Genomic DNA, 22,860 nt, shown 5'->3' with positions numbered 1-22,860 from the left:
TCAGTATAAAGGAAATAAACGTGCGCATGGTCCAGTTGCGCCCACTTACCGTAATTTGTGAGCTTTTCCGCTGCCCCCCCCCCCCCGAAGGGGATAGTCTTGAATGACATGATAAGCACCGAAACCATAGGAAATGATCTCAGGATTATCCGCTGCCCCCTTTTCATAGTATGTATGACAAAAAAAGACTAAGCTAAAAAGCTTAGTCTTTTTATATTTATCCTCTCAAAAATCAATAGCTTAAGCCAACTTATTGATATGAAGTGCCAATTTAGACTTCAAGTTGTTAGCTTTGTTCTTGTGGATGATGTTGGTTTTAGCCAATTTATCCAGCAATTTAGTAATGCCCGGGAACATAGCTGTAGCTTCAGCTTTGTCAGTAGTGGCACGAAGCTTACGAACAGCGTTTCTCATGGTCTTACCATAATATCTGTTGTGAAGTCTTCTTTTCTCTTCTTGTCTGATTCTTTTCAGTGATGATTTATGATTTGCCATCTCGACTAATCTTTTTTTAATTCGTTTATCTTTTTATTTAGTAGCCCGTGGGGGAATCGAACCCCCCTTTCAAGAATGAAAATCTTGCGTCCTAACCGATAGACGAACGGGCCATCCTTTGAGTGAGCGTCTCCGCTCTTGCATCCGTTTTTCCTTTCGTTTGCGGTTGCAAAGGTAGAAACTATTTTTGAATTGACAAAACAATCTGAAGAAAAAATATTATTGTTTTTCTTCTTTTTATTTCAAGAGTCTTTTCTATGTATTGATAATCAATTGTATATGGGTTTCTAATTTTTGTTCTTTTGTTCGCTGTCTTTTTATTTTTTCTTCTTTTGCTTCTGTCGTTTCAGGCTTTTTTGTAGTTTTGTTACCCGATTGAGGCTATTGGTCTCAACGTTCAAGTTCAAATCTTTAAGCCTATGTGGCTTGCATAGACCGGAAAATGCACGTATGTTACAGAAAACGTTGGGGATTGTGCTGCACACCCTGAAATATAAGGATACTTCTCTCATTGTTGACATCTATACGGAGGTGGCGGGCAGGGCATCGTTCATGGTGCCGGTGTCCCGTTCGCGTAAGGCGGCGGTGAAATCGGCGCTTTTCCAGCCGTTGGCGCTGGTGGAACTGGAGGCAGACTTCCGTTCCAACACTACTATATATAAGGTAAAGGAGGCGAAGTCCCTCTATCCTTTCGCCACGCTTCCATACGACCCTTACAAGTCGGCCATAGCCCTGTTTCTATCGGAGTTTCTTTATCGTGCTTTGCGTGAGGAGGCGGAGAACCGTCCGTTGTTTGCCTATCTGCGCCATTCCGTCGTCTGGTTGGACGAGTGCCGGGAGGGGTTTGCCAATTTCCACTTGGTCTTTCTGATGCGTCTTTCCCGTTTTTTGGGATTGTACCCCAATTGGGAGAATTATCATCCGGGCGATTATTTCGATTTGCAGAGCGCTTGTTTTACTTCCTTGCGCCCTCAACGGCATTCTGATTATCTTCTTCCTGAGGAGGCGGCAAAGTTGACGGACCTGATGCGGATGAATTACAAAACCATGCATCTGTTTGCAATGAACCGTGCGGAACGTGCCCGCTGCCTGACTCTTATCAATGACTACTACCGCTTGCATCTGCCCGACTTCCCTGTGTTGAAGTCGCTGGAGGTGCTGAAGGAGTTGTTCGATTAGCGGTGATGCAAGTTTCGGCATCGTCCGGCATCGAGTGGCGTGAGACCGTTGTGGGTATTGCGTTCCGCTTTCAAGGCGGAGGCTCAAGCTTTGGGATGGTAGTCGTAAGTCACAGTCTCGTTTCTTTTCAGAGAAGCCTGTACGTCTATCAGACGCTGGTTGCGACTGCCACGGAAGTAGAGTTCCTCGTCCCGCAGCTCTTCCTTGAATTTGCCGTCCACCAATACATCGATGTATTTCAGCAACTGGGCTTGCCGGGGATTTTTCAGAAGTTTCTCAAAGGTATAACCAGTGTAGCACCAGATGTTCTTCCGGCTTCGTTCTTTGATGGCGCGGGCCAGTTGGGTGAATCCTTCGGGCTGGAACATCGGGTCGCCTCCGCTGAAGGTGACATCTGCAAAGCTGTCGGCAAGGACTTTCTCTAAGATCTCTTCTGTATCCATCCAGCGCCCCCGGTTGATGTCCCACGACTCCGGGTTGTGGCAACCGGGACAGCCGTTGGGGCATCCGGCGGCGTAGATGGCGGTCCGGAATCCCGGACCGTCCACCGTGGTATCTTCTAAAATGTCAAGAATAGAAAGCACTTTTTTAAATGGAGAATTAAAAGTTGAGCATTAAAAAAATTAATCGTGTGTTATACGGTCGTTCAGTTCCGCCAACTTCGCGTGGTTCCAGCGGTCGGTAGTTCCCACCAGATAGCCGGTGATGCGTTGCAGCTTGTCGATGTGGGTGCTACCGCATTTCGGACACACTTCCAGGTGCGGGGTGGAGTTTTCGTAGCCACACTCCAGGCAGCGGTTGCGGTTGTGGTTCACAGAGCCGTACCCGATGTTGTAGCTGTCCATCATGTCCACTACCCGCATGATGGCTTCTGGATTGTGGGTGGCGTCTCCGTCCAGTTCTACGTAGAAGATATGTCCGCCACGGGTGAGGTCGTGGTAGGGGGCTTCTACTTCAGCCTTGTGGCGCGCGCTACATTTATAATATACGGGCACGTGGTTGGAGTTGGTGTAGTAGTCGCGGTCCGTGATGCCCGGCAGTATGCCGAACTGCTTGCGGTCTATGCGTGTGAACTTTCCCGAAAGTCCTTCGGCGGGGGTGGCAAGTACGCTGTAGTTGTGTTGGTATTGATCGGAGAACCGATTGGCGCGGTCGCGCATATAGGCCACGATTCGCAAGCCTAAGGCCTGTGCCTCTTCCGATTCTCCGTGGTGCTTTCCGACCAGTGCCATGAGGCATTCGGCCAGTCCGATAAAGCCGATGCCCAGCGTTCCTTGGTTGATGATGGAGGCGATGGTGTCGTTCGGCTTCAGTCTCTCGCAACCGGTCCACAAGGCGGACATCAGCAATGGGAATTGTTTGGCGAAAGCGGTTTTCTGGAACTCCAGGCGTTCGTGCAGTTGGCGTGCGGTGGTTTCAAGCATGGCATCCAGCTTGGCGAAGAACCGGGCGATGCGTTGTTCCTTGTCTTCAATCTCCATGCACTCGATGGCGAGGCGCACGATGTTGATGGTGGAGAAGGAGAGGTTCCCTCGTCCGATGGAGGTTTTTGCTCCGAAGCGGTTCTCAAATACGCGGGTGCGGCATCCCATGGTGGCTACTTCGTGCTCGTAGCGTTTCGGGTCGTCGGCTTTCCACTCCTCGTTTTGGTTGAAGGTGGCGTCGAGGTTCAGGAAGTTGGGGAAGAACCGGCGTGCCGTCACTTTGCAGGCCAGTTGGTAGAGGTCGTAATTGCGGTCTTCGGGCAGGTAGCTCACGCCTCGTTTCTTCTTCCATATCTGGATGGGGAAGATGGCGGTCTCACCGTTTCCCACTCCTTGGTAAGTGCTTTTCAGCAGTTCGCGGATGACGCAGCGCCCCTCTGCCGAGGTGTCTGTTCCGTAGTTGATGGAGCTGAACACCACTTGATTTCCGCCGCGCGAGTGGATGGTGTTCATGTTGTGGATGAACGCCTCCATTGCTTGGTGTACGCGTGCCACGGTTTTGTTGACTGCGTATTGGACGATGCGCTTCTCATCCGTCAGCCCGTCCAGCGGCTGTTGCAGGTAGTCGGTCAGTTCTTTTTGATACAGGTGGGAATAGTCCTTGCCGTTCAATTCCTCCAGGTTCTTTATCTCTTCGATGTAGCTGTAGCGCACGTAGGGGGCCAGATAGAAGTCGAATGCAGGGATGGCCTGTCCGCCGTGCATTTCGTTTTGGGCTGTTTCCAGTGAGATGCATCCTAAGATGCTTGCCGTCTCGATGCGTTTGGCGGGGCGCGATTCGCCATGACCTGCGGAGAAGCCGCGTTCCAGGATGTGGTTCAATGGATGTTGCACGCACGTCAGGCTTTTGGTAGGGTAGTAATCCTTGTCGTGGATGTGCAGGTAGTTGTGGCTGACGGCGTCCAGTGCTTCCTGGCTCAGCAGGTAGTCGTCCACGAAAGGTTTGGTGGTCTCGCTGGCAAATTTCATCATCATGCCTGCCGGGGTGTCGGTGTTCATGTTGGCGTTTTCGCGCGTGATGTCATTGGACTTGATGTTGATGATTTCCAGGAATATGTCGCGTGTTTTTGCCTTGCGGGCGATGCTTCGCCGGTTGCGGTAGGCTATGTATTTTTGTGCCACGTCCTTGCGGCTGCTCTCCATCAGTTCCAGTTCCACCAAATCTTGAATGGCTTCCACCGTCATTTGTGCGTCTCCTTTGAAAGAGACGTGGTCTGTAATCCGGCGTATCAGTTGCAGGTCTTCACCTTTGTCTGTATGCAGCATAGCCTTGCGGATGGCCGTGGCTATTTTCTCTTCGTTGAATCCGACGATTCGTCCGTCTCTTTTGACTACTGTCTGTATCATGCTTTTAAGTTCCTATGTTATGGGTTGATTTCCGGAACAAAGGTATGATTATTATTGATAGGTTTTTCTTTTTGGGAAACTTTTCTGTATTTAAAAAGTGCTAATATATTGTAGTATAATGATTTATTTTTTAAAATGGAAAACTTTGTGTTGTGTTTGTATTATAATAGTTTTCTGTTATTGGATATTTTAGCCTTATTTTCTTGCTGAAAGATGCATATAATGTTGTGAGATTTCCTTCTTATAATCGCGGAATTGAGGAGTATTTCCACTCCATTATTTCCCGGTTTGACAGACACTTGTGTCTGTCTTCCAGAAGTCCAGTGTCTGACGTGACAGACACAAGTGTTTGTCACGTTGGACACAAGTGTCTGTCAGTTAGTCTATTTGTGGCTGATAATCAGCGTATTCGGTCTGAGACGGAAAAACCGCGCTTCAACAAACTTCTTTCCGGAAGGAACATCTGTTGAAGCACGGCTTCTATAACAAGAAAAGCGTTTTCTTTTTTATCCCAGCAGTTCTTTCACTTTGGCTGAGATGGCACGGCCTTCGGCAAGTCCGGCGAGCTTTTTGCTGGCTACACCCATCACTTTGCCCATCTCCTTGCCGCTGGTGGCGCCCACTTCGGCGATGATTTCCTTCAGGGCCGCTTCCAGTTCTTCGGGAGTCATTTGCTTGGGCAGGTAGGCTTCCATTACTTTTACTTGTGCCAGTTCGGCATCGGCTAGGTCTTGGCGGCCTTGCTGCACGTAGATTTCGGCGGCATCCTTGCCCTGCTTGGTCAGTTTTTGGATAATCTTCAAAGCGTCCGCATCACTCAGGGTGTCGTTGGATCCGGGAGCGGTCTTTGCTTCAAGGAATACTTTCTTTACGTTTCTCAGAGTCTCGAGAGCCACTTTGTCTTTGGCTTTCATCGCGTTTTTAATGTCTTCGCTGACTTTCTCAAATAGATCCATTTTCAGATTTATGATTTTAGATTTGTGATTTCAGATTTATGGGTCAGAAGGTGATGATGCCCATTGTGCTGTTCTCTGTCTCTTGCGCCGCTTCGGTGGCAAGTTGCCTTTCCTGTTCTGCCTTGAACTTGATGTTGTTCAGCGTACTCTTGTCTCTCAGGTAGGTGGGCGACTCTTCCACCATGCTGACGATGCCGGCGTTGTCCATGTCTTCGGGGCTGAAGAGGTAGATGTGGCGGCGGCGTGTGTGCAGCGAGCGTGCGTTGAGGTCTTTGCCGTAGTATCCTTCGCGGCGGGTGCGGCGCTGTTCCTCCTGTTCCTCCAGTTCGGCAAGGCGTTGCTGTTCTTCGACGGTCTGGTTGGCGATGCGCTCGTCCATCTCCTTGATGTGGATGTCCTGGATGCCGAAGCCGGTGGCGAGCAGGGTGATTTTCACTTTCTCGCCCAGTGCTTCTTCTTCCGCCATACCGAATTTGGTCTCGAAGTCGCGGTTGAAGCGGTTCATGAACTCTTTCACCTCGTCCATTTCGCTCATCATCAGTTCGTGGTCGGGGCTGTAGGAGATGTTGAGCAACACTTTCCGCGAGTTGAAGATGTCGTTGTTGTTCAGTAGGGGCGAGTGTTGCGCGTTCTTGATGGCTTCGCTGACGCGGTTCTCTCCTTCGCCGTAGCCGGTGCTCATGATGGCCACGCCGCCGTCCTTCATCACTGTCTTCACGTCGTTGAAGTCGAGGTTGATGATGCCTCGCATGGTGATGATTTCGGCGATGCTCTTGGCGGCTACCAGCAGGGTGTCGTTGGCACGGGCAAACGCGGTCTTTACGGAGAGGTCGGGGTAGATCTCGCCCAATTTCTCGTTGTTGATGACCAGCAGGGCATCTACGTGCTTGCTGATTTCCTCTACACCGTCCAGTGCCTGGTCTATCTTCTTGTCCCCTTCCCATCGGAAAGGAATGGTGACGATGCCCACTGTCAGAATCTCCATATCTTTGGCGATGTGGGCAATGGTGGGTGCGGCTCCGGTTCCTGTTCCGCCTCCCATTCCGGCTGTGATGAATACCATCTTGGTGCCGTCGTTCAGCATCTTCTGTACCTCTTCGATACTTTCTTCGGTGGCTTCTTTGGCTTTATTGGGTCGGTTTCCGGCTCCCAGTCCTTCGTGGCCTAATTGCAGTTTTACGGGGACGGGGGATTCCTCCAGCGCTTTGCGGTCGGTGTTGCAAACAACGAAAGCCACGTCTTTGATACCTTCTCTATACATGTGGTTCACGGCGTTTCCGCCACCTCCGCCCACACCGATTACTTTGATGATTTTGGGAGAATCGGTCGGGAAGTCGAATTGTACTATATCGTCCATAATCAATAGATTTTTCTGATTTTACATTGTTACTTTATATCGTCATCATCGAATATGTCACCGGCGAATCTTGCAAAAGCTCTTCCGATTCCTGAAAAGACTCCTCCTTTTCCTCCGGGCTTTGTGTTGGGGTTGGGGGCTTTTCCCTTTCCGGTACTTTTCCCTGTCCCTTTTCCAGTACTTTTATTTGTTCCCTTTTCAGTACTTTTATCTGTTCCCTTTCCGGTATTTTTATCTGTTCCTTGGGCATTTGTTCCTTCTTCGGTGCGTGCCTGCTGTGTCGGCATTTCATCGTTGCCGAACACGTTGAGCTGTTGCGGCGGAGTGACGGGTTGTGCCGGTTTCACCTCTTGCAGGCAGCAGTTCTCCTTTCCTGTCAGGAGCAGGGCGAGCAGGGTGTTGTGCGTGCCGTCTTTTCGCGGTTCGTTGTTGAAGAGATGTACGGTGGGAAGTATGGATTTGGCGGTTTTTACCTTCTCCATCTTGCTGATTCTGCGGAAAGCCCTTTCCAAGTTTTTCAGGTTGGAGCCGCCGCCGGTAAAGACTATGCCTGCATAGAGCTTGTCTTCATAGCCGGAGAGTTGCAGTTGGTTCCATACGTTGGCCAGAATCTCTTCGGTACGGGCACTGATGATGTTGTTCAGCAGTTCCAGTTCAAACGTCCGCCCGTCTTCCAGCGTGCACTGGGCGGGTGCCTCTTCATCGTCGTTCGTTTCCGCTTCGTAGAGGGCATCTCCGTATTTCAGTTTCAGTTTTTCGGCATCTTCTTCCTCCATTTGCAGGAAGGTGATGTCGTGGGTGATGTTGTTGCCACCCAACGGCAGCACACATAGGTAGCGCAGGATGTTGTTCTTGTAGATGGAGATGGTGGTGGTGGCGCTTCCGAAGTCCACCAGCGCACAGCCTGCCCGCATCTCGTTTTCGGTCAGCACGGCTTTTGCCAATGCCAGCGGGGCTACCAGCAGGTCGTCGGCAATCTCTATTTTGGCTTGTTCGAAGCTGTATTCCAGATTTTTCTTCAGCGAGGAGCGTGCCACGATGTTGAGGAATTGTCCGGTGATGTCCTTGCCGGTGACGCCGATGGGTTCGATGTGCTGTGCATTGTCTATCTTGTATTCTTGCGGAGCGACATCCAATATGCACATATCTACCAGCGGGTTGTTGCGGTTCTCGTCACAAATTTCGTCTATCAGCTCTTGCGAGATGATGCTCTCCTCGTCCAATGTGCGGCTGACCGCATTTCTGACGGTGCGCAGCGATTGTCCGCTGATGCCTACATATACCTTGGCTATGGAGTTGTTCAGTTGTTCTTCCAGTTTGTTGATGATGGAAGTCAATGCTTGTGCTGCTTTGTCAACGTTGTAAACAGCTCCTTTATATATGGATGAGGCTGCCTCTTCGCACGCGTAAGCCAACACACGGATGCCTCCGTCATTCTCCTTCTTTCCTGCGATGCCGGAAATTTTGGAAGAGCCTAACTCGATAGCGGCGATAAAATCTGTTGTTGCCATATTTGTTTATTTACTATTTTACGATTTACAATTTACTATATATTATTTTTTGGGGGATTACTCAATCGGCTATTCAATCGTAAACAGTCAATTGTCAGATAGTAAATCCCTCTACTCCCTCTTCGTGCAGATAATCTGGTTGTCAAATTCAACGTTGATGCAGGAGTATTTGTTCCAGCCCACTTGATTCAAGCCTCTCTCGTAGAATGCTTTTACGCGTTTCAGCTTATTCTCAAATCCATTCAGCTTGCCTAAATAGATGAGGTGGTCGCCAACCCGTGGCACCAGCGTTACGTTTTTGCCACGCAGTACGTGGATTTGCTCGATTTGCGCATTCCAGAAGGAATTGTTCTGCAAAAATACACCAAACTTATATAAATCCCTCATAGCAAATGACTTTTCTACATTTCCGGTCACGATGGCAAGGTGTGCGATGCATTTGGCATCGGGGGGCATCACGGTTCCTTTGTTGTCCAGATAGTAGTTTTCGCCGTTGGCACTCATTACGCGCAGGATGGGGATGCGTTGGGTCATCTCGATGCCTATCTTGCCGCTTGGAGTCTTGTAGCACTCCACTTGGTCTATGAGGGGATGTTTGCCAAGTTCTTGCTCCAATGCTCGGGTGCGTATGTTGTCCAGTTCTTTTCCGATGGGGCTGATGCCTTTCTTCTCCAGTATGGTGATCACCTCCTTTTTCGTAATGAAGCCAGCATAGATTGTATCTTTTATCACTAACTCCACGTCGGAACACACCAAGGATACCGGCTTTCGGTTGAAAGCGGTGATGGCCATTGCCAGATAAACGATGACGAGCAACAGTACGATGGAAAGCAGGATCCTTTTAATCATTTGTCATTCTTGATTTAAGCAGTTCGGTGATTTCGGGAACATAGTTGTCTAAGTCGCCGGCTCCCAATACGATGAGCACTTCGATGTGCTTTTGTGAGAGCAGGTTCAGGACATCTTCTTTCTTACAGATACATTTTTCAATGTTCGGACGCAGGTTGTCATAAATCAATTGGCTGGTTACGCCCGGAATCGGTTGTTCGCGTGCCGGATAGATTTCCGTCAGGATTACTTCGTCCAGCAGGGAGAGGCTGTCGGCAAAGTCTTGGTAGAAGTCACGGGTGCGCGTGTAGAGGTGGGGCTGGAAGATGGCGGTTATCTTCTTGTCCCGGTACAATTCGCGGATGGACTTTACGCTTTGGGCTATTTCTGCCGGATGATGGGCGTAGTCGCTGAGGAATACGACTTGGTCGTTCTTCAGCTTGAAGTCGAAACGGCGGTCCACACCACGGAACGTAGCCATGCCTTGCTTGATCTCCTCGTCGGTAGCGCCGCTGAGGTGGGCAAGCGCCATAGCTGCCACACCGTTTTCGATGTTGATGCCGACGGGTACACCTAATTGTATATGGTTGATGCGTGTGTCGGGGGCGACGAAGTCTATGAATATCTCGCCGTTGCCGATGCAGATGTTTTCGGCATGGAAATCTCCTTCGTCACGCGAGTAGGTATAGGTGGTCACGTCCGGTTGCACATCGGGTTTCATCTCCAATCCCTTGTGGATAATCAGTGCGCCGCCTGGTTGGATAAGTGTGGTGTAGTGGCGGAAGCTCTCCAGATAGGCCTCCTTCGTGCCGTAGATGTCCAGATGGTCGGGGTCGGTGGCGGTGATGACACTTGCCCAAGGCGACAGCCAGTGGAAAGAACGGTCGAATTCGTCAGCCTCGATAACGGTATAGGGGCTGGTGGAAGAGAGCAACAGGTTTGTCCCATAGTTTTTGGAGATTCCCCCAAGGAATGCCGTACATCCTACATGAGACTGGTGTAACAAGTGCGCCGCCATGGTGCTGGTGGTGGTTTTGCCATGTGTACCCGCTACGCATACTCCTTTGCTACTGCGTGTGATGATGCCCAGCACTTGAGAACGTTTCTCTATTTCGAAGCCGTTTTCGCGGAAATAAGCCAGTTCGGCATGTTCTTGCGGAACGGCGGGGGTATAAACCACCAGTGTGCTTGCCTTGTCCCGGCAGTTTTCGGGAATCAGGTCGATGCTTTCCTCGTAATGAATTTGCGCACCTTCCGTAATCAGACGTTCGGTCAGTTCACTCGGTGTGCGGTCGTAGCCGGCCACGCTTTTCCCTTTCGACAGGAAATAGCGTATCAGGGCGCTCATGCCGATGCCCCCGGCACCGACGAAATATACAGATTTGATGGTTTCGATATTCATTGTCAATTGTTATTTCTCAATTAATTTCAATACTTCTTTTGCGATAATGCTTGCCGAGTCGGGCAATGCCAATCGGGCGATGTGCTCGCTCAGACTTTCCAGTTTCCCGGTGTCGGCAATTGTTTCCAAGGCTGTCGGCAGCAGTTGTTCCTTTGCTTCCACGTCCTTCACGTAGATGGCGGCATCTTTGTTGACCAATGCCAATGCGTTCTTGGTCTGATGATCTTCTGCCACGTTGGGCGAAGGAACCAGGATTACCGGTTTGTGCAAGAGGCAAAATTCCGAGATGGAACCTGCGCCGGCACGTGAAATCACAAGATCGGCGGCTGCGTATGCACTTGCCATATCCTTGATGAAGTCCGTCACATATAGGTTGGGAATGGCCTGGATGTTCGGTTGGTTGACGGTTTCTCCGGTAGTGGCGGCAATCGCTTCTTTGACCTGTTCGATGTATATCTTTCCCGTTTGCCAGATGAACTGTATGTCGGGATTGGTGCGAATGATTTCCAATCCGTTTGTCAGTGTCTGGTTGATGGTGCGTGCTCCTAAACTTCCTCCCAGTATGAGGATGGTTCTCTTTTCCGGGCTCAGCCCGAAGGAGCGGACGGCTTCTTCGTGTGAAATGGAGTGATTGAGCAGGTTTTGGCGTACCGGATTGCCTGTCATGATGATTTTTTCTGCAGGGAAGAATTTCTCCATGCCGTCGTATGCCACACAAATTTTACGGGCTTTCTTGGCAAGCAGCTTGTTGGTGACACCGGCGTAGGAGTTCTGTTCCTGTATCAGTGTGGGAATTCCCATCATTCCGGCAGTCTTCAGGGTGGGGCCGCTGGCATAGCCGCCTACGCCTACTGCTACTTGCGGGCGGAACTTCTTGATGATGCTGCGTGCTTTCCATTGACTGCGCATCAGTTTCACCAGTACGGCAAAGTTCTTCCACAACCGTTTGCGGTCGAATCCGGCAACGGGCAGTCCGATAATCTTATAACCGGCATCGGGCACACGCTGCATTTCCATTCTTCCTTCGGCACCCACGAACAGAATTTCCGCATCGGGGCGTAACTCTTTGATGGCGTTGGCGATGGAGACAGCCGGGAAAATGTGGCCTCCGGTTCCTCCTCCGCTGATGATGATGCGAAGTCCTGTCAGCCTCTCCCCCTGCCCCTTCCCCGTAGGGAGGGGGGTAGAGTTACTTTTGCTTGTATGGTTGTTTAGATCCTTTTTCATATCCTTTTTGTTTCTTCATTCTTGTTTTATAAATTCCCCCTCATCCCTTTCTTTCCTCTCTATAGGGGAGGGGCCGGGGGAGCGGCTTCCCTATTCAAATTCGGTATCGCTGTTCAGCATCTTGGATGTCGGGTCGGCAGCTACTTGCGCATCGCTATCAATGGGGAGTGTCACCTCTTCACTATTGTTGGATGCAATCTGTGCCGGTATTTGTGCATCTTGCATCTCCTGTTCTTGCAGTTTGGCGGTATAGCGGCTTACACTTAGTATCATGCCGATATAGGCGCAGTTGATGAATGTGGAGGTTCCGCCCTTGCTGATAAGCGGTAGCGGCTGTCCTGTGACAGGAGCTAATCCTACGGCAACCATCATATTGAACATCGCTTGCGTGACGAGCAACAGCGCTATGCCGGTGACGAGGAAAGCGGGGAAGGTCCGGTCGCATTTCTTGGCGATACGTCCTGCACGAACCAGCAGGCAGATGTAGAGGAACACGATAAAAGCGCCGCCTATCAGTCCCAATTCTTCGATGATGATGGCATAGATGAAATCGGAAAAAGCTTGGCTCAAGAAGTCGCGCTGTATGGAGTTGCCCGGTCCTTTGCCTACGACGTTGCTGGTGGCGACGGCGATGCGGGCGTGAGCTACTTGGGCGTCTCCGTCGATGTCAAACTTGGCGGCGGGTACTTTGTCCTTGTTGGTGAAGTTGGCGATGCGTGACTTCACGGTAGTGAAGCGGTGTCCCATCGGTATCTTTTCGAGTGTCTTGTCCGGCGTGGCAAGCAGGAATGTGACGAATATCACTATAAAAGCAGCAATGCCCCCTCCTAATATTAGCAGTTTCTTGGCGGATACCCGTCCGATGAACATCATCAGATAAACCGTTCCGAAAAGCAGCATTCCTGTTGAGTAGTTCTCCGGTAGGATAAGCCCGCAGACGATGCAGGTGATGATCATGATGCGTTTGAAAGCTTTCGGACTGGCTCCGTCCTCGTTCTGTCCCCTTGACAACAGGTAAGCGGTGACAATCACAACAGCCATTTTGGCTATTTCAGAAGGTTGGAACTGGATACCCATGAACGTCATCCAGCGAGAAGCGCCATTCACGCGGTCGCCGGTGATGAACCCCATCAGCATGACGAAGAACAACAAAAAGATGGAGATCGGCAGCAGGAATACCGGGAACATCTGGAACCACTTGTAGGGTATGTTATGCACCAATACCACGATAACCGCCCCTACCATCAGCAGGATGCTGTGTTGCGTGATAGGTCCCCACTGATCTCCGCTTTTGTAGGTCAGTGTACTGGCCGCGCTGAACACCTCTATGATGGAGATGAGACAAAGGAAAAGGAAGATAATCCAAATCACTTTATCGCCTTTGAATATGCTTTTTAATAAATCCAATGCTTCGCAAATTAAGAATTAATAATTTAAGTTGTTAGTTGACGAGTTGACAAGGGAATCAGCCTTGTAGCCTTGTTGACTTGTAAACTTGTTACCTAAAAGTTAGAGTGCCCTGACGCAAGCTTTAAATTGGTCTCCCCGGTCTTCGTAGCTTTTGAAGAGATCGAAGCTGGCGCAACAAGGACTGAGCAATACGGTCTCGCCCTTCTTTGCCAGTTTGTAGGCGGCTTCCACAGCATCCTGCATGCCGGTCTGCACATCGGCGACGGGCAATCCGAGGCGGTCGAAGAAGTCGTGCAACTTCTCATTGTGCAATCCTAAATAGACAAGGGCGGAACACTTCTCACGTACCAGGTCTTCAATCTCCGTATAGTCGTTTCCTTTGTCCTTTCCTCCTAAAATGAGTATGGTCTTGGTGGTCATGCTTTGCAGGGCATACCAGCAGGAATTCACGTTTGTCGCTTTGGAATCGTTGATGAAGTGTATGCCGCGTACAGTAGCCACTTTTTCCAGCCGATGTTCTACGCCTTTGAAATCTGACAGTGCCTTGCGGATGTGTTCTTTTTGGATGCCGGCAAGGTTGGCGGATATACCGGCAGCCAGAGAGTTATACAGGTTGTGTGTGCCGCGCAATGCCAGCTCCTCTTGTTCCATGTTGAAGGCAACGGGGGCATTGATTTCTATTTCTCCGTCTTCCACGTAGGCGATGACACCGTCTTTCTTGACGGCAGAAAACGGATAGAGCTGCGCTTTCAGGCCATGCTTGGCAAGTTCGCGCTTGATGATGGGGTCGTCGTTCCAGAAGATGAAGGCATCTTCCGGTGTCTGGTTCTGTGTGATGCGGAATTTGGCATCAACGTAGTTCTGCATGCAGTGGTCGTAGCGGTCCAGATGGTCGGGTGTGATGTTCATCAGTACGGCAATGTTGGCACGGAATCTGTACATGTTGTCCAGTTGGAACGAGCTAAGCTCTATCACGTAGTAGTCGTGCTGCTCCGTAGCCACCTGTAAGGCAAGGCTGTTGCCTATATTTCCGGCAAGGCCTACGTTCAGTCCGGCACTCTTGAAAATGTGGTAGATGAGCGAGGTGGTTGTGGTCTTACCGTTCGATCCGGTGATACATATCATCTTGGCATTCGTGTAGCGTCCCGCGAACTCTATCTCAGAGATGACGGGCGTGCCCTGTTCCTTCAGTTTCAGGATGAGCGGCGCATCGTTGGGTATGCCGGGGCTTTTTACCACTTCATCGGCATTCAGTATCAGTTCTTCCGTGTGGCACCCCTCTTCCCAAGCGATGCCATACTTGTTTAGCAGTTCCTTGTATTTGTTTTTAATGGCGGACATGTCGGAAACGAACGTGTCGAAACCTTTCACTTTGGCTAATACGGCAGCTCCCGCTCCGCTTTCGCCTGCTCCTAATACAACAATTCTATTCATTTTCTTTATTTCGGATTTATCATTTTAGATTGATGATTTCAGATTGATGAATTACCGTTTTATGTTTTCACGATATAAATCTGAAATCTTCTCATCTTATTTTCAATGTTATAATCGTTATTGCTGCCAGTACAATCGTCACAATCCAGAAGCGGATGGTGATTTTAGATTCGTGGAATAGTTTGTCCGGTTTGGTAAATACCACTTTGCAGCCCGGTTCCACCAGGCTCATTCCGGTGCGGAAGTGGTCGTGTATCGGTGCCCGCTTAAAAAGGCGTTGCTTCACACCTTTCCGTTTGCCTGCCTTGTAGTAGTAACGTTGCAGAATGACCGACAGATTCTCTACTAGGAAGACACCGCAAAGAATGGGTATCAGCAGCTCCTTGTGGATGATGATGGCATATACAGCGATGATTCCTCCGATGGTCAGGCTGCCCGTGTCGCCCATGAAGACCTGGGCGGGATAGGCGTTGTACCACAGAAAGCCTATCAGTGCGCCGATGAAGGCACAGATGAATACAACCAACTCTTCGGAACCGGGAATATACATGATGTTCAGATAGCCGGCATACTCGATGTGGCTGGAGACGTAAGCCAGTATTCCCAGCGTCAATCCGATGATGGCGGAGTTACCGGCCGCCATACCGTCCATGCCGTCGTTCAGGTTGGCGCCGTTTGAAACAGCTGTCACCACGAATATGGTGACAATGACAAACAATATCCAGCCGACCGATTGGGCGTGTTTGCCCATAAAGCCGACAAAATCGGCATAATCCAGGTTGTTGCTTTTGAAGAACGGGATGGTGGTCTGGGTAGCTTTGATTTCTTTAGCGGCGTGTACCACCTCTATCTGCCCGTTCGTTTTCCGTGTCTCTATGTTTTCGCGGATTACCACTTGCGGGCTGAAGTAGAGTGTCAGACCTACAATGAGTCCCAAACCTACTTGCCCGATGATCTTGAACTTGCCGTGTAAGCCTTCCTTATCCTTCTTGAATATCTTGATGTAGTCATCGGCGAATCCAAGGGAGCCTAACCATACGGTAGTGACAAGCATCAATATCATATAGATATTCGTCAGTCTGCCCAGCAACAGGCAAGGAATGAGGATGGCAAAGATAATGATGACACCCCCCATACTGGGAACACCCACCTTGTTTACCCCGAACGGATCGATGCTGGCATCGCGTTGGGTCTCGGTAATTTGCTTCCGTTTCAGCAGGTCGATGAATTTGTCCCCCCAAATGCTTGAAATGAGCAGTGCCAGAATGATTGCCATCAGCGACCGGAACGATGTATAGCTGAACATGCCCGCACCGGGAAAATCATATTGGTCCAACCATTGAAATAGATAGTATAACATATTTTTAATGTGCTAATATGGTTAATGTGTCAATGAGATAATATGCACATTACCTCATCATCTCATTTAAAATCTCTTTATCATCGAAGTGATGTTTCACTCCTTTTATCTCCTGATAGTTCTCATGTCCTTTGCCTGCCACAAGAACTACGTCGCCCGGCTGTGCCAGCATACAGGCGGTCTTGATGGCTTCGCGGCGGTCGGTGATGCTGATGGTTTTCTGCATGTCGTCCTTGTCCAGACCCGCCAGCATATCGTTGATGATGTCTTGCGGCTCTTCGAAGCGCGGATTGTCGGAGGTGATGATGACGCGGTCGCTGAGGCGGGCCGATTCTTTGGCCATGATGGGGCGTTTGCCCTTGTCGCGGTTGCCGCCTGCACCTACCACGGTGATGACCTTCCCTTTCCCTTCCAGCACCCCGTGGATGGCGTTCAGCACGTTGACCAAGGCATCCGGCGTGTGGGCGTAGTCCACGATGGCGGTAAAACCTTTGGGCGAACGGATAGCATCGAAACGTCCGGCTACCGGATGTAGGGTACTGAGGGCTACCAGCACGTCTTCTTCCTTCTTGCCAAGCAGTACGGCTGCGCCGAATACCGCCAGCAGGTTGTAGGCGTTGAATTTCCCGATGAAGTTCACGGCCAGTTCGTGCTTGTTGAAGTCGAGCAACATGCCTTCAAAATGCGACTCCAATACTTTTCCCTTAAAATCGCTGAGGCTGCGCAAGGAGTAGGTATATACCTTTGAACGGGTGTTTTGGGTCATTACGAGTCCGTTTTTATCATCCAAGTTGGTCAGACTGAAAGCCTCTTTCGGCATGTCGTCGAAGAATTTCTTTTTGGCTTTGAGGTAGTTCTCCACCGTTTTGTGATAGTCCAGATGGTCGCGGGTCAGGTTGGTGAAGATGCCGCCGGCAAACTTCAGGCCGCTGATGCGCTTCTGTGCGATGGAGTGGGAGCTGACCTCCATAAAGGCGTACTTGCATCCGGAGTCTGCCATTTCGCCAAGCAGGCGGTTCAGGGTAATCGGGTCCGGAGTGGTGTGTTCGGTCGGCACGGGGAGGTCGTCGATGTAGTTGCATACGGTGGAGATGAGCCCTACCTTGTAACCGAAGCGGCGGAATACATTATATAATAAGGTAGCGGTGGTCGTTTTCCCGTTGGTGCCGGTCACGCCCACAAGCTCCATCTTGGAAGTAGGATCGCCGTAGAAGGTGGTCGCCACTTTTCCTACGGCATCTTCGCTGTCCTTTACTATTATATAGGTAATATTGGTCTTCACTTCTTCCGGCATCTCTTCGCACAGCACCGCCACCGCCCCTTTGGTGATGGCTGCCGGAATATAGGCGTGCCCGTCGGTTTGCGTGCCTCGCATAGCCATAAACAGGTGCCCGTTTTCTATCAGGCGGGAGTCGATGTTCACTCCTGTGATGTCTATGTCCGTATTTCCGGTTATCTGGACCGGCTGTATTGTTTTCAACAAATCACTTAATTTCATAAGTTCTTTCTTTTTGTTTTCTTCTTATTCGATTCCTTTATCATCTTTTTGCGTCAACGCAGTGTCAAGAGGATGGTTTGTCCTTTCACGATTCGGCTGTCGGTGGCTATGGACTGGCTTTTCACCCGCCCTACGCCCTGCAGCTTCACCTTCAGTCCTTTGCTTTCCAGCAGATATACGGCATCCTTCGCTCCCATGCCGATGACACTGGGCACGACATTTGTCGATAATTCCTTGTCTTTCAGAATGACGGCCGTCGGGGCGGCTTGGCTGTGCCCCCACCGCTCTTTCTTTTTCTGTCCGGAGAACTGTTCCTGTACCGGAACTTCCAGTTCGTTCAGCACGAGCAACGCTTCGTTCATTTCTCCTGCCTTGACGGGCGGGATGACGTTGGTGGTGCTGTCTATAGCACTGCGTATGTCGAAACGCAAATTTTTGGCATATACCCGTTCTGCAATCTTTCCGAAGACGCTGCCCGCCATCAGACCTCCCGAAGCGGGAAGTCCCGGTTTCTGGATGGAGACGATGCAACTGTATTTCGGTGCTTCCGATGGGAAGTAGCCGCAGAAGCTGACAAGGTAGTTCGTCCGGCCGGATTTATATCCGGCCGCTCCTTGTGAGATTTGTGCCGTGCCTGTCTTGCCCGATACGGAGAATTGCTTGCTGCCCGCCGGTTTTGCCAATCCTTGCGACACTACTTTCTGCAGGATATCCCGGATTTGCGTCAGCGTGCGGTCGGAGCATATCTTGGGATTGATGACTTCCGTGGGAAACTCTTTCACAATTTCGCCGTCTTTCACCGCCGCTTTCACAAACTTGGGACGGACCATGACGCCGTCGTTAGCAATGGCGTTGTAGAACGTCAGTATGTTGAGGGGCGGCACTTGTGTCTCGTAGCCGATGCTCATCCATGGCAAGGTGGTCTTGGCAAAGTAGCGCTCCTTGGGCCCCTTGATATTCGGTTTTCCTTCGCCGCCGATTTGCAAATGGAGCGGCTGGTCGATGCTCATCCGTTTCAGTCCGTCCACAAATTTCTGCGGATTGTCCTTGTAGTATTTGTCAATGAGGTAGGAGACACCAATGTTAGACGACACTTCCAGGATGCGGGTCACGTCGATTTTGCCATAGCCGCCGCGGTGCCAGTTGTGGTCCCTCATCTTGCTGCCGTGCATGTTCATGATGCCGTTGCCGGTGTCCACTTCGGTGTCGGGAGTTATCTTGCCGTCTTCCAATGCCACCATGATGGAGGCGGTCTTGAAGGTGGAGCCCGGTTCCAGCATATCGCTGATGGCGTTGCTGTTCATTTCGTAGTAGTTGCCGTCATTTGCCTTCATCATGTTGACGATGGCCTTCACCTCGCCGGTAGCCACTTCCATCAGTACCGCCACTCCCACGTTGCCGTTGATTTCCTTCAATTTGTCCACCAGTGCTTTCTCGCAGATGTCCTGCATGCCCACGTCGATGGTGGAGATGATGTCGCAGCCGTCCACCGGCGGGATATCGACGATGTTCAGGTATTTGTTCATCACTTTTTGGCGGTGGGTGATTCCGTCGCGTCCTTTCAGCAGCGTGTCGAAGGCAAGCTCGATGCCGTTGCGGGCACCTTTGGCGGTGTCGGCGTAGAGGCGGCCCAGGGTTTGGGAGGCCAGAGAGCCGAACGGCTTCTTGCGCTGGTTGTATATCTGTTCGTGGAACCCGCCTTTGTATTTGTTCATTTTGAACACCGGCAACCGTTTCGCCTCTTTATATTGGATGTAAGAGATGCGTCTGTTGCGGTTGGGCAGGATGTGGTAGTTCCGGCTCTTCATCTCCCGTCCCTTGCGTAGGTGGCTTTTGAAGGTCGCCACGCTGACGTCCGGGAAAATCTGGTGCAACCCGATGCAGATGGAATCGAAGTTGGCCTTCCAGATAGAGTCCTTGCGCTGCTGGTCCTTCTTGCGTCGTTTCTCGTCCCGTTCGCCGGACATGAAGTCCATGAAGATTTTGTATTCGGGCAGTGAGCTTGCCATCAGTTTCCCGTCCGAGGAGAGAATGTTTCCCCTGTTGGGCTTTACCGCTACATTTTCCTTCACGAAACGGTCGGCCACGTCGTTCCAGTATTTTCGTTCGGCAAACATGATTAGTGCGCCTTTCACGACAATGGCTATCCCCACCAGTCCTAAGAGAAGGACGACGAAGAAGTAACGGGTCATTATGTTTTTTCTGTTTACAGCCAATGTTGTTTGTAATTTGATATTTATGATTTTTTCTAAAACTCTTTTCTCACGTTGCTTGTCACTTAATCAGGTACGGCGGATTGGTGGACGTCTGTAAGTCGCTCTCTTTGGTGGAGATGTACTCCTCGATGCGCGATTGGCGGCTGCGTTCCATCAGTTCCGAGCTGCGCGTCAGTGCGTCATATTTGATGTCTATCAGTTCCTTCTTCAAATTGTCTATCTCTATCAGTTGCATTTGGCATTCATATCGGTTGTTGATATAGATAATGATAAGCAAAATGATGAGAAACAGTAATCCTGCCTGACGACGGAAGAAGTCCGTAGCCAGAATGTCTCCGCCAAGAATGCTCTTCAGCGAGGTGGGTTTATTTTTCTTTTCCTTTTTTTTCTCTTCCATATTCTCCTTCTGTCATTCTTTTTAGTTGTCATCTTGTGCCACCTTCTCTGCGATGCGCAGTTTGGCGCTTCGCGAACGTGGGTTGCGTGCAATCTCCTCTTCGTCGGGAACAATCACCTTGTTGTTGACCAGTCTGAACGGTGTCTGCACGTTTCCGAAGAAATCTTTTTCCGCTTTGCCCTCCACATTGCCCGTTTTCATGATATTTTTTACCATGCGGTCTTCCAGCGAATGGTAGGTAATCACCACCAGCCGTCCTCCCGGCTTTAACGCTTCGGTGGCGGCATAGAGCATCTCTTTCAGTGCTTCCATCTCCTGGTTGACCTCGATGCGCAGTGCCTGAAACACTTTTGCCAGTTCCTTCTTCTCGCGTTCACGTCCGAAGAGCGGTTTGACGGTGTTCAGAAATTCGCCGATGGTCGTAATCTTCTGTGCCGAACGTGCCTTCACGATGACGGATGCCAGTTTCCGGCTGTTCTTCAGCTCGCCGTAGAGGTAGAAGATGTCGGCAAGCCGTTCCTCGCTGTAGGTGTTTACGATGTCGGCGGCGGTCATTCCCGCACGTTTGTTCATGCGCATGTCCAATGCGCCGTCGAAGCGAAACGAGAATCCGCGCTCGCTGTCGTCGAAGTGATGGGACGATACGCCGAGGTCGGCAAGGATGGCATCCACCTGTCCTATGCCATGATAGCGCAGGAAGTTGTGCAGGTAGCGGAAGTTGCTGCGCACGAACGTGAAGTGCGGGTCGTCCATGACGTTGCGCTCCGCGTCCTCATCCTGGTCGAAACCCAGCAGTTGTCCGCCGTCTTCCAGGCGGGAGAGAATCTCACGTGAGTGTCCTCCTCCGCCGAAGGTCATGTCCACATACGTGCCGTTTGGGCGGATGTTCATGGCATCTACACTCGGCATCAGCAATACGGGAATGTGATATGTTGTCTCTTCTTTCATCATGCTTCGTTTATGCTTCACAAAATAGGTTGTCATCTCCCAACAGCTCTCCAAGGGCTTCGCTGAACGCTTCGGCATCCATGAAGGGCTGGTCGGCGCGCTCTTTGGCCCAGATCTCGATGGTGTTGTCCATCCCAATGAAGCGGACATCGTTTTGTATGCCTGCCATCTGCAAGTAGCGTTTCGGTAATAGGATGCGGCCGTTCCCGTCGGGAACCACCACCTCTGCATCGCTTACAAACTGGCGGAAAATCATTTGTTGCCTGGCGTTCCATTTGTTCAGCCGTTGGCGGAGTTGGTTTTGCGTCGCAACCCATACGCTTTCCGGATAGAGCACCAGGCACTCTTGATATACATCTTTGCGCAACACGAGTCTCTCTTCGGCCGCAGCCTGCAGCTGTTTCCGAAAAGTAGCCGGGATGAACACCCTTCCTTTGGCATCCGTCTTAGCTTCGATATTACCCAAAAACTGTATCACTTTTTACCTTATTATATAAGCGACCGTAAAATTACACATTTCCCCACAATTCCCCACAATCTTTTAACCAAAATCTTTATAAGAAGTTTTCAACACCTTGTTGATAGCTTATTCGTTTGATAATGAAGCGGCTTCTGAAACGCTTTGCAGGTGGGGAATTCAAGAGGTATGGCCGATGTCGGGATCCTTTGTATCTCGCCTCCCGAGACTTCGTGCTTCCTGTTGTGGAGAACCATTCTCATACTTCCTGAAAACAACTTCCGAATCCTTGAAAAGTAACTTCCGAACCGCTTGAAAACAAGTAGGCTGTTTACAGACAGCCAATAGGCTGCTTGCAAACAGCCCATGGGCTGTATATAGAAAGCTCATGGGCTGCTTATAGACGGCTCACTTATTTGTGGGCGGTTCGGAAGTTACTTTTCAAGGATTCGGAAGTTGATTTTGAGGGCGGGGGAGTTATTTTATTCGTAAACATCGCTCCGTGTTCGGGCCGATTCCTCTCAACAGGCAAGAATGAGTTTATAATTTGCCATCCGGACATATATTTATCTGAAGTCTTTCAGTTCTTCTTGCAATTTTTTCCGGGTGAAGAAGATGCGGCTTTTGACGGTGCCCAACGGCAAATCCAGCTTTTCTGCAATCTCGCGGTACTTGAAGCCTGATACGTGCATGGAGAACGGTACGCGGTATTCGGTGGGCAGTGCGTTGACGATGCGGCGCATCTCTTTCAGGTCGTAAGCACTTTCGGTGCTCTCGAAACCGCTGTCTTGCGATTGGCTCAGGTGGTAGAGGTTGTCGGTGGTATCGACAAACGTCTGGTCGCGCACCACTTTTCGATAGTTGTTGATGAAGATGTTGCGCATAATAGTATATACCCATCCTTTGAAGTTGGTGTCGGGGGTATATTTGTCTTCATTATCCAATGCCTTGAGAGAGGTCTCTTGAAGCAGGTCATTGGCATCTTCACGGTTGGCGGTCAAATTGTAGGCAAAACGTAATAAATCGTTTTGTACGTCAAGCAGGTCTCTTGTAAATGTAGCATTGTTCATATCGGTAAGTTTTTAAATGTTTTAAATGTTGTTTCCTTATCGATTGGCAGGTTCGCGTTGCCGGGACTTCTACCATCGTTTGGTGTTGCAAGTTTACGGAAGTTCTGCGTCACCGACGGGCGGATTTCAAACACTCTTTGGGGGATAAACAGGCAATTGATAGTTTTTGGGTGTCTTTTGGCAGGTTTTGGGTGCTGTTTGACAGGTTTCAGGTGTAGTTTTCTATCATTATCTTGCGATTAATTAAAAAGATGAGTTAAATTTGCGAATTCATTTCAGTAAAA

19 protein-coding genes and 1 tRNA gene are annotated in these 22,860 nt (G+C 50.2%); 1 reads left to right on the top strand and 19 read right to left on the bottom strand.

Annotated elements, in window-relative coordinates:
- Nucleotides 1–240: 240 nt before the first annotated feature.
- Both rpsT and K2G43_RS10295 read right to left on the bottom strand, forming a co-directional pair.
- Entirely contained in the window at nucleotides 241–495 is a 255-nt protein-coding gene (rpsT, locus tag K2G43_RS10300) for a 30S ribosomal protein S20 (protein WP_300154865.1), read from the bottom strand.
- 41 nt (nucleotides 496–536) lie between these two features.
- Nucleotides 537–608: transfer RNA gene (locus K2G43_RS10295), tRNA-Glu, on the bottom strand.
- Between the two features lie 337 nt (nucleotides 609–945).
- Here K2G43_RS10295 and recO point away from each other — a divergent pair.
- Nucleotides 946–1,674, top strand: a complete 729-nt coding sequence (gene recO / locus K2G43_RS10290) for a DNA repair protein RecO (RefSeq protein WP_300154862.1) — start codon at nucleotides 946–948, stop codon at nucleotides 1,672–1,674.
- Nucleotides 1,675–1,757: 83 nt separating this feature from the next.
- On the opposite strand, the gene nrdG is transcribed toward recO, so the two are convergent.
- The 17 genes from nrdG to K2G43_RS10205 all read right to left on the bottom strand — a co-directional run bounded on the left by nrdG (nucleotide 1,758) and on the right by K2G43_RS10205 (nucleotide 22,576).
- Nucleotides 1,758–2,258 (bottom strand): anaerobic ribonucleoside-triphosphate reductase activating protein, encoded by a 501-nt coding sequence (gene nrdG, locus K2G43_RS10285; RefSeq protein ID WP_297645343.1) that lies wholly within the window; start codon nucleotides 2,256–2,258, stop codon nucleotides 1,758–1,760.
- A gap of 39 nt (nucleotides 2,259–2,297) precedes the next feature.
- The gene (locus K2G43_RS10280; protein WP_300154859.1) at nucleotides 2,298–4,505 is read right to left on the bottom strand and encodes an anaerobic ribonucleoside triphosphate reductase; all 2,208 of its coding nucleotides are present in this window, start codon (nucleotides 4,503–4,505) and stop codon (nucleotides 2,298–2,300) included.
- Nucleotides 4,506–5,011: 506 nt separating this feature from the next.
- Complete coding sequence (locus tag K2G43_RS10275; RefSeq protein ID WP_297644160.1) at nucleotides 5,012–5,461, bottom strand: GatB/YqeY domain-containing protein; 450 nt, start codon at nucleotides 5,459–5,461, stop codon at nucleotides 5,012–5,014.
- A 43-nt stretch (nucleotides 5,462–5,504) separates the two neighbouring features.
- Nucleotides 5,505–6,818 (bottom strand): cell division protein FtsZ, encoded by a 1,314-nt coding sequence (gene ftsZ / locus K2G43_RS10270; RefSeq protein ID WP_297644161.1) that lies wholly within the window; start codon nucleotides 6,816–6,818, stop codon nucleotides 5,505–5,507.
- Between the two features lie 29 nt (nucleotides 6,819–6,847).
- Nucleotides 6,848–8,329: a cell division protein FtsA gene (ftsA, locus tag K2G43_RS10265; RefSeq protein ID WP_300154855.1), complete on the bottom strand. Its 1,482-nt coding sequence runs from the start codon at nucleotides 8,327–8,329 to the stop codon at nucleotides 6,848–6,850.
- Nucleotides 8,330–8,440: 111 nt separating this feature from the next.
- Nucleotides 8,441–9,178: a cell division protein FtsQ gene (locus tag K2G43_RS10260; protein WP_297644163.1), complete on the bottom strand. Its 738-nt coding sequence runs from the start codon at nucleotides 9,176–9,178 to the stop codon at nucleotides 8,441–8,443.
- A complete protein-coding gene (gene murC, locus K2G43_RS10255; RefSeq protein ID WP_300154851.1) occupies nucleotides 9,171–10,559 on the bottom strand; it encodes a UDP-N-acetylmuramate--L-alanine ligase in 1,389 nt (462 codons plus the stop codon). Before murC ends, K2G43_RS10260 begins: the two co-directional genes overlap by 8 nt.
- A gap of 9 nt (nucleotides 10,560–10,568) precedes the next feature.
- Nucleotides 10,569–11,786: an undecaprenyldiphospho-muramoylpentapeptide beta-N-acetylglucosaminyltransferase gene (gene murG / locus K2G43_RS10250; RefSeq protein WP_300154848.1), complete on the bottom strand. Its 1,218-nt coding sequence runs from the start codon at nucleotides 11,784–11,786 to the stop codon at nucleotides 10,569–10,571.
- A gap of 90 nt (nucleotides 11,787–11,876) precedes the next feature.
- Nucleotides 11,877–13,193, bottom strand: coding sequence for an FtsW/RodA/SpoVE family cell cycle protein (locus K2G43_RS10245; protein WP_297644166.1), 1,317 nt, complete (start codon nucleotides 13,191–13,193; stop codon nucleotides 11,877–11,879).
- Nucleotides 13,194–13,295: 102 nt separating this feature from the next.
- Nucleotides 13,296–14,630, bottom strand: a complete 1,335-nt coding sequence (gene murD / locus K2G43_RS10240) for a UDP-N-acetylmuramoyl-L-alanine--D-glutamate ligase (protein WP_300154844.1) — start codon at nucleotides 14,628–14,630, stop codon at nucleotides 13,296–13,298.
- Between the two features lie 91 nt (nucleotides 14,631–14,721).
- Nucleotides 14,722–15,990, bottom strand: coding sequence for a phospho-N-acetylmuramoyl-pentapeptide-transferase (gene mraY / locus K2G43_RS10235; protein ID WP_300154841.1), 1,269 nt, complete (start codon nucleotides 15,988–15,990; stop codon nucleotides 14,722–14,724).
- Between the two features lie 49 nt (nucleotides 15,991–16,039).
- Nucleotides 16,040–17,488, bottom strand: coding sequence for a UDP-N-acetylmuramoyl-L-alanyl-D-glutamate--2,6-diaminopimelate ligase (locus K2G43_RS10230; protein ID WP_297643151.1), 1,449 nt, complete (start codon nucleotides 17,486–17,488; stop codon nucleotides 16,040–16,042).
- A 53-nt stretch (nucleotides 17,489–17,541) separates the two neighbouring features.
- Nucleotides 17,542–19,680 carry a penicillin-binding protein gene (locus tag K2G43_RS10225; RefSeq protein WP_297643155.1) on the bottom strand — a complete coding sequence of 713 codons (2,139 nt, stop codon included), beginning with the start codon at nucleotides 19,678–19,680 and terminating at the stop codon, nucleotides 17,542–17,544.
- Nucleotides 19,681–19,762: 82 nt separating this feature from the next.
- The gene (locus K2G43_RS10220; RefSeq protein ID WP_297643158.1) at nucleotides 19,763–20,101 is read right to left on the bottom strand and encodes an FtsL-like putative cell division protein; all 339 of its coding nucleotides are present in this window, start codon (nucleotides 20,099–20,101) and stop codon (nucleotides 19,763–19,765) included.
- A 21-nt stretch (nucleotides 20,102–20,122) separates the two neighbouring features.
- Nucleotides 20,123–21,049, bottom strand: a complete 927-nt coding sequence (gene rsmH, locus K2G43_RS10215) for a 16S rRNA (cytosine(1402)-N(4))-methyltransferase RsmH (protein WP_300154870.1) — start codon at nucleotides 21,047–21,049, stop codon at nucleotides 20,123–20,125.
- Between the two features lie 10 nt (nucleotides 21,050–21,059).
- Nucleotides 21,060–21,527 carry a division/cell wall cluster transcriptional repressor MraZ gene (gene mraZ / locus K2G43_RS10210; RefSeq protein ID WP_297643160.1) on the bottom strand — a complete coding sequence of 156 codons (468 nt, stop codon included), beginning with the start codon at nucleotides 21,525–21,527 and terminating at the stop codon, nucleotides 21,060–21,062.
- 545 nt (nucleotides 21,528–22,072) lie between these two features.
- The gene (locus tag K2G43_RS10205; protein WP_297643162.1) at nucleotides 22,073–22,576 is read right to left on the bottom strand and encodes an RNA polymerase sigma factor; all 504 of its coding nucleotides are present in this window, start codon (nucleotides 22,574–22,576) and stop codon (nucleotides 22,073–22,075) included.
- Nucleotides 22,577–22,860: the final 284 nt, after the last annotated feature.

This window comes from Bacteroides sp. (assembly GCF_029057325.1).
Classification (GTDB): domain Bacteria; phylum Bacteroidota; class Bacteroidia; order Bacteroidales; family Bacteroidaceae; genus Bacteroides.
This window is presented reverse-complemented; position numbering and strand designations above follow the sequence as displayed.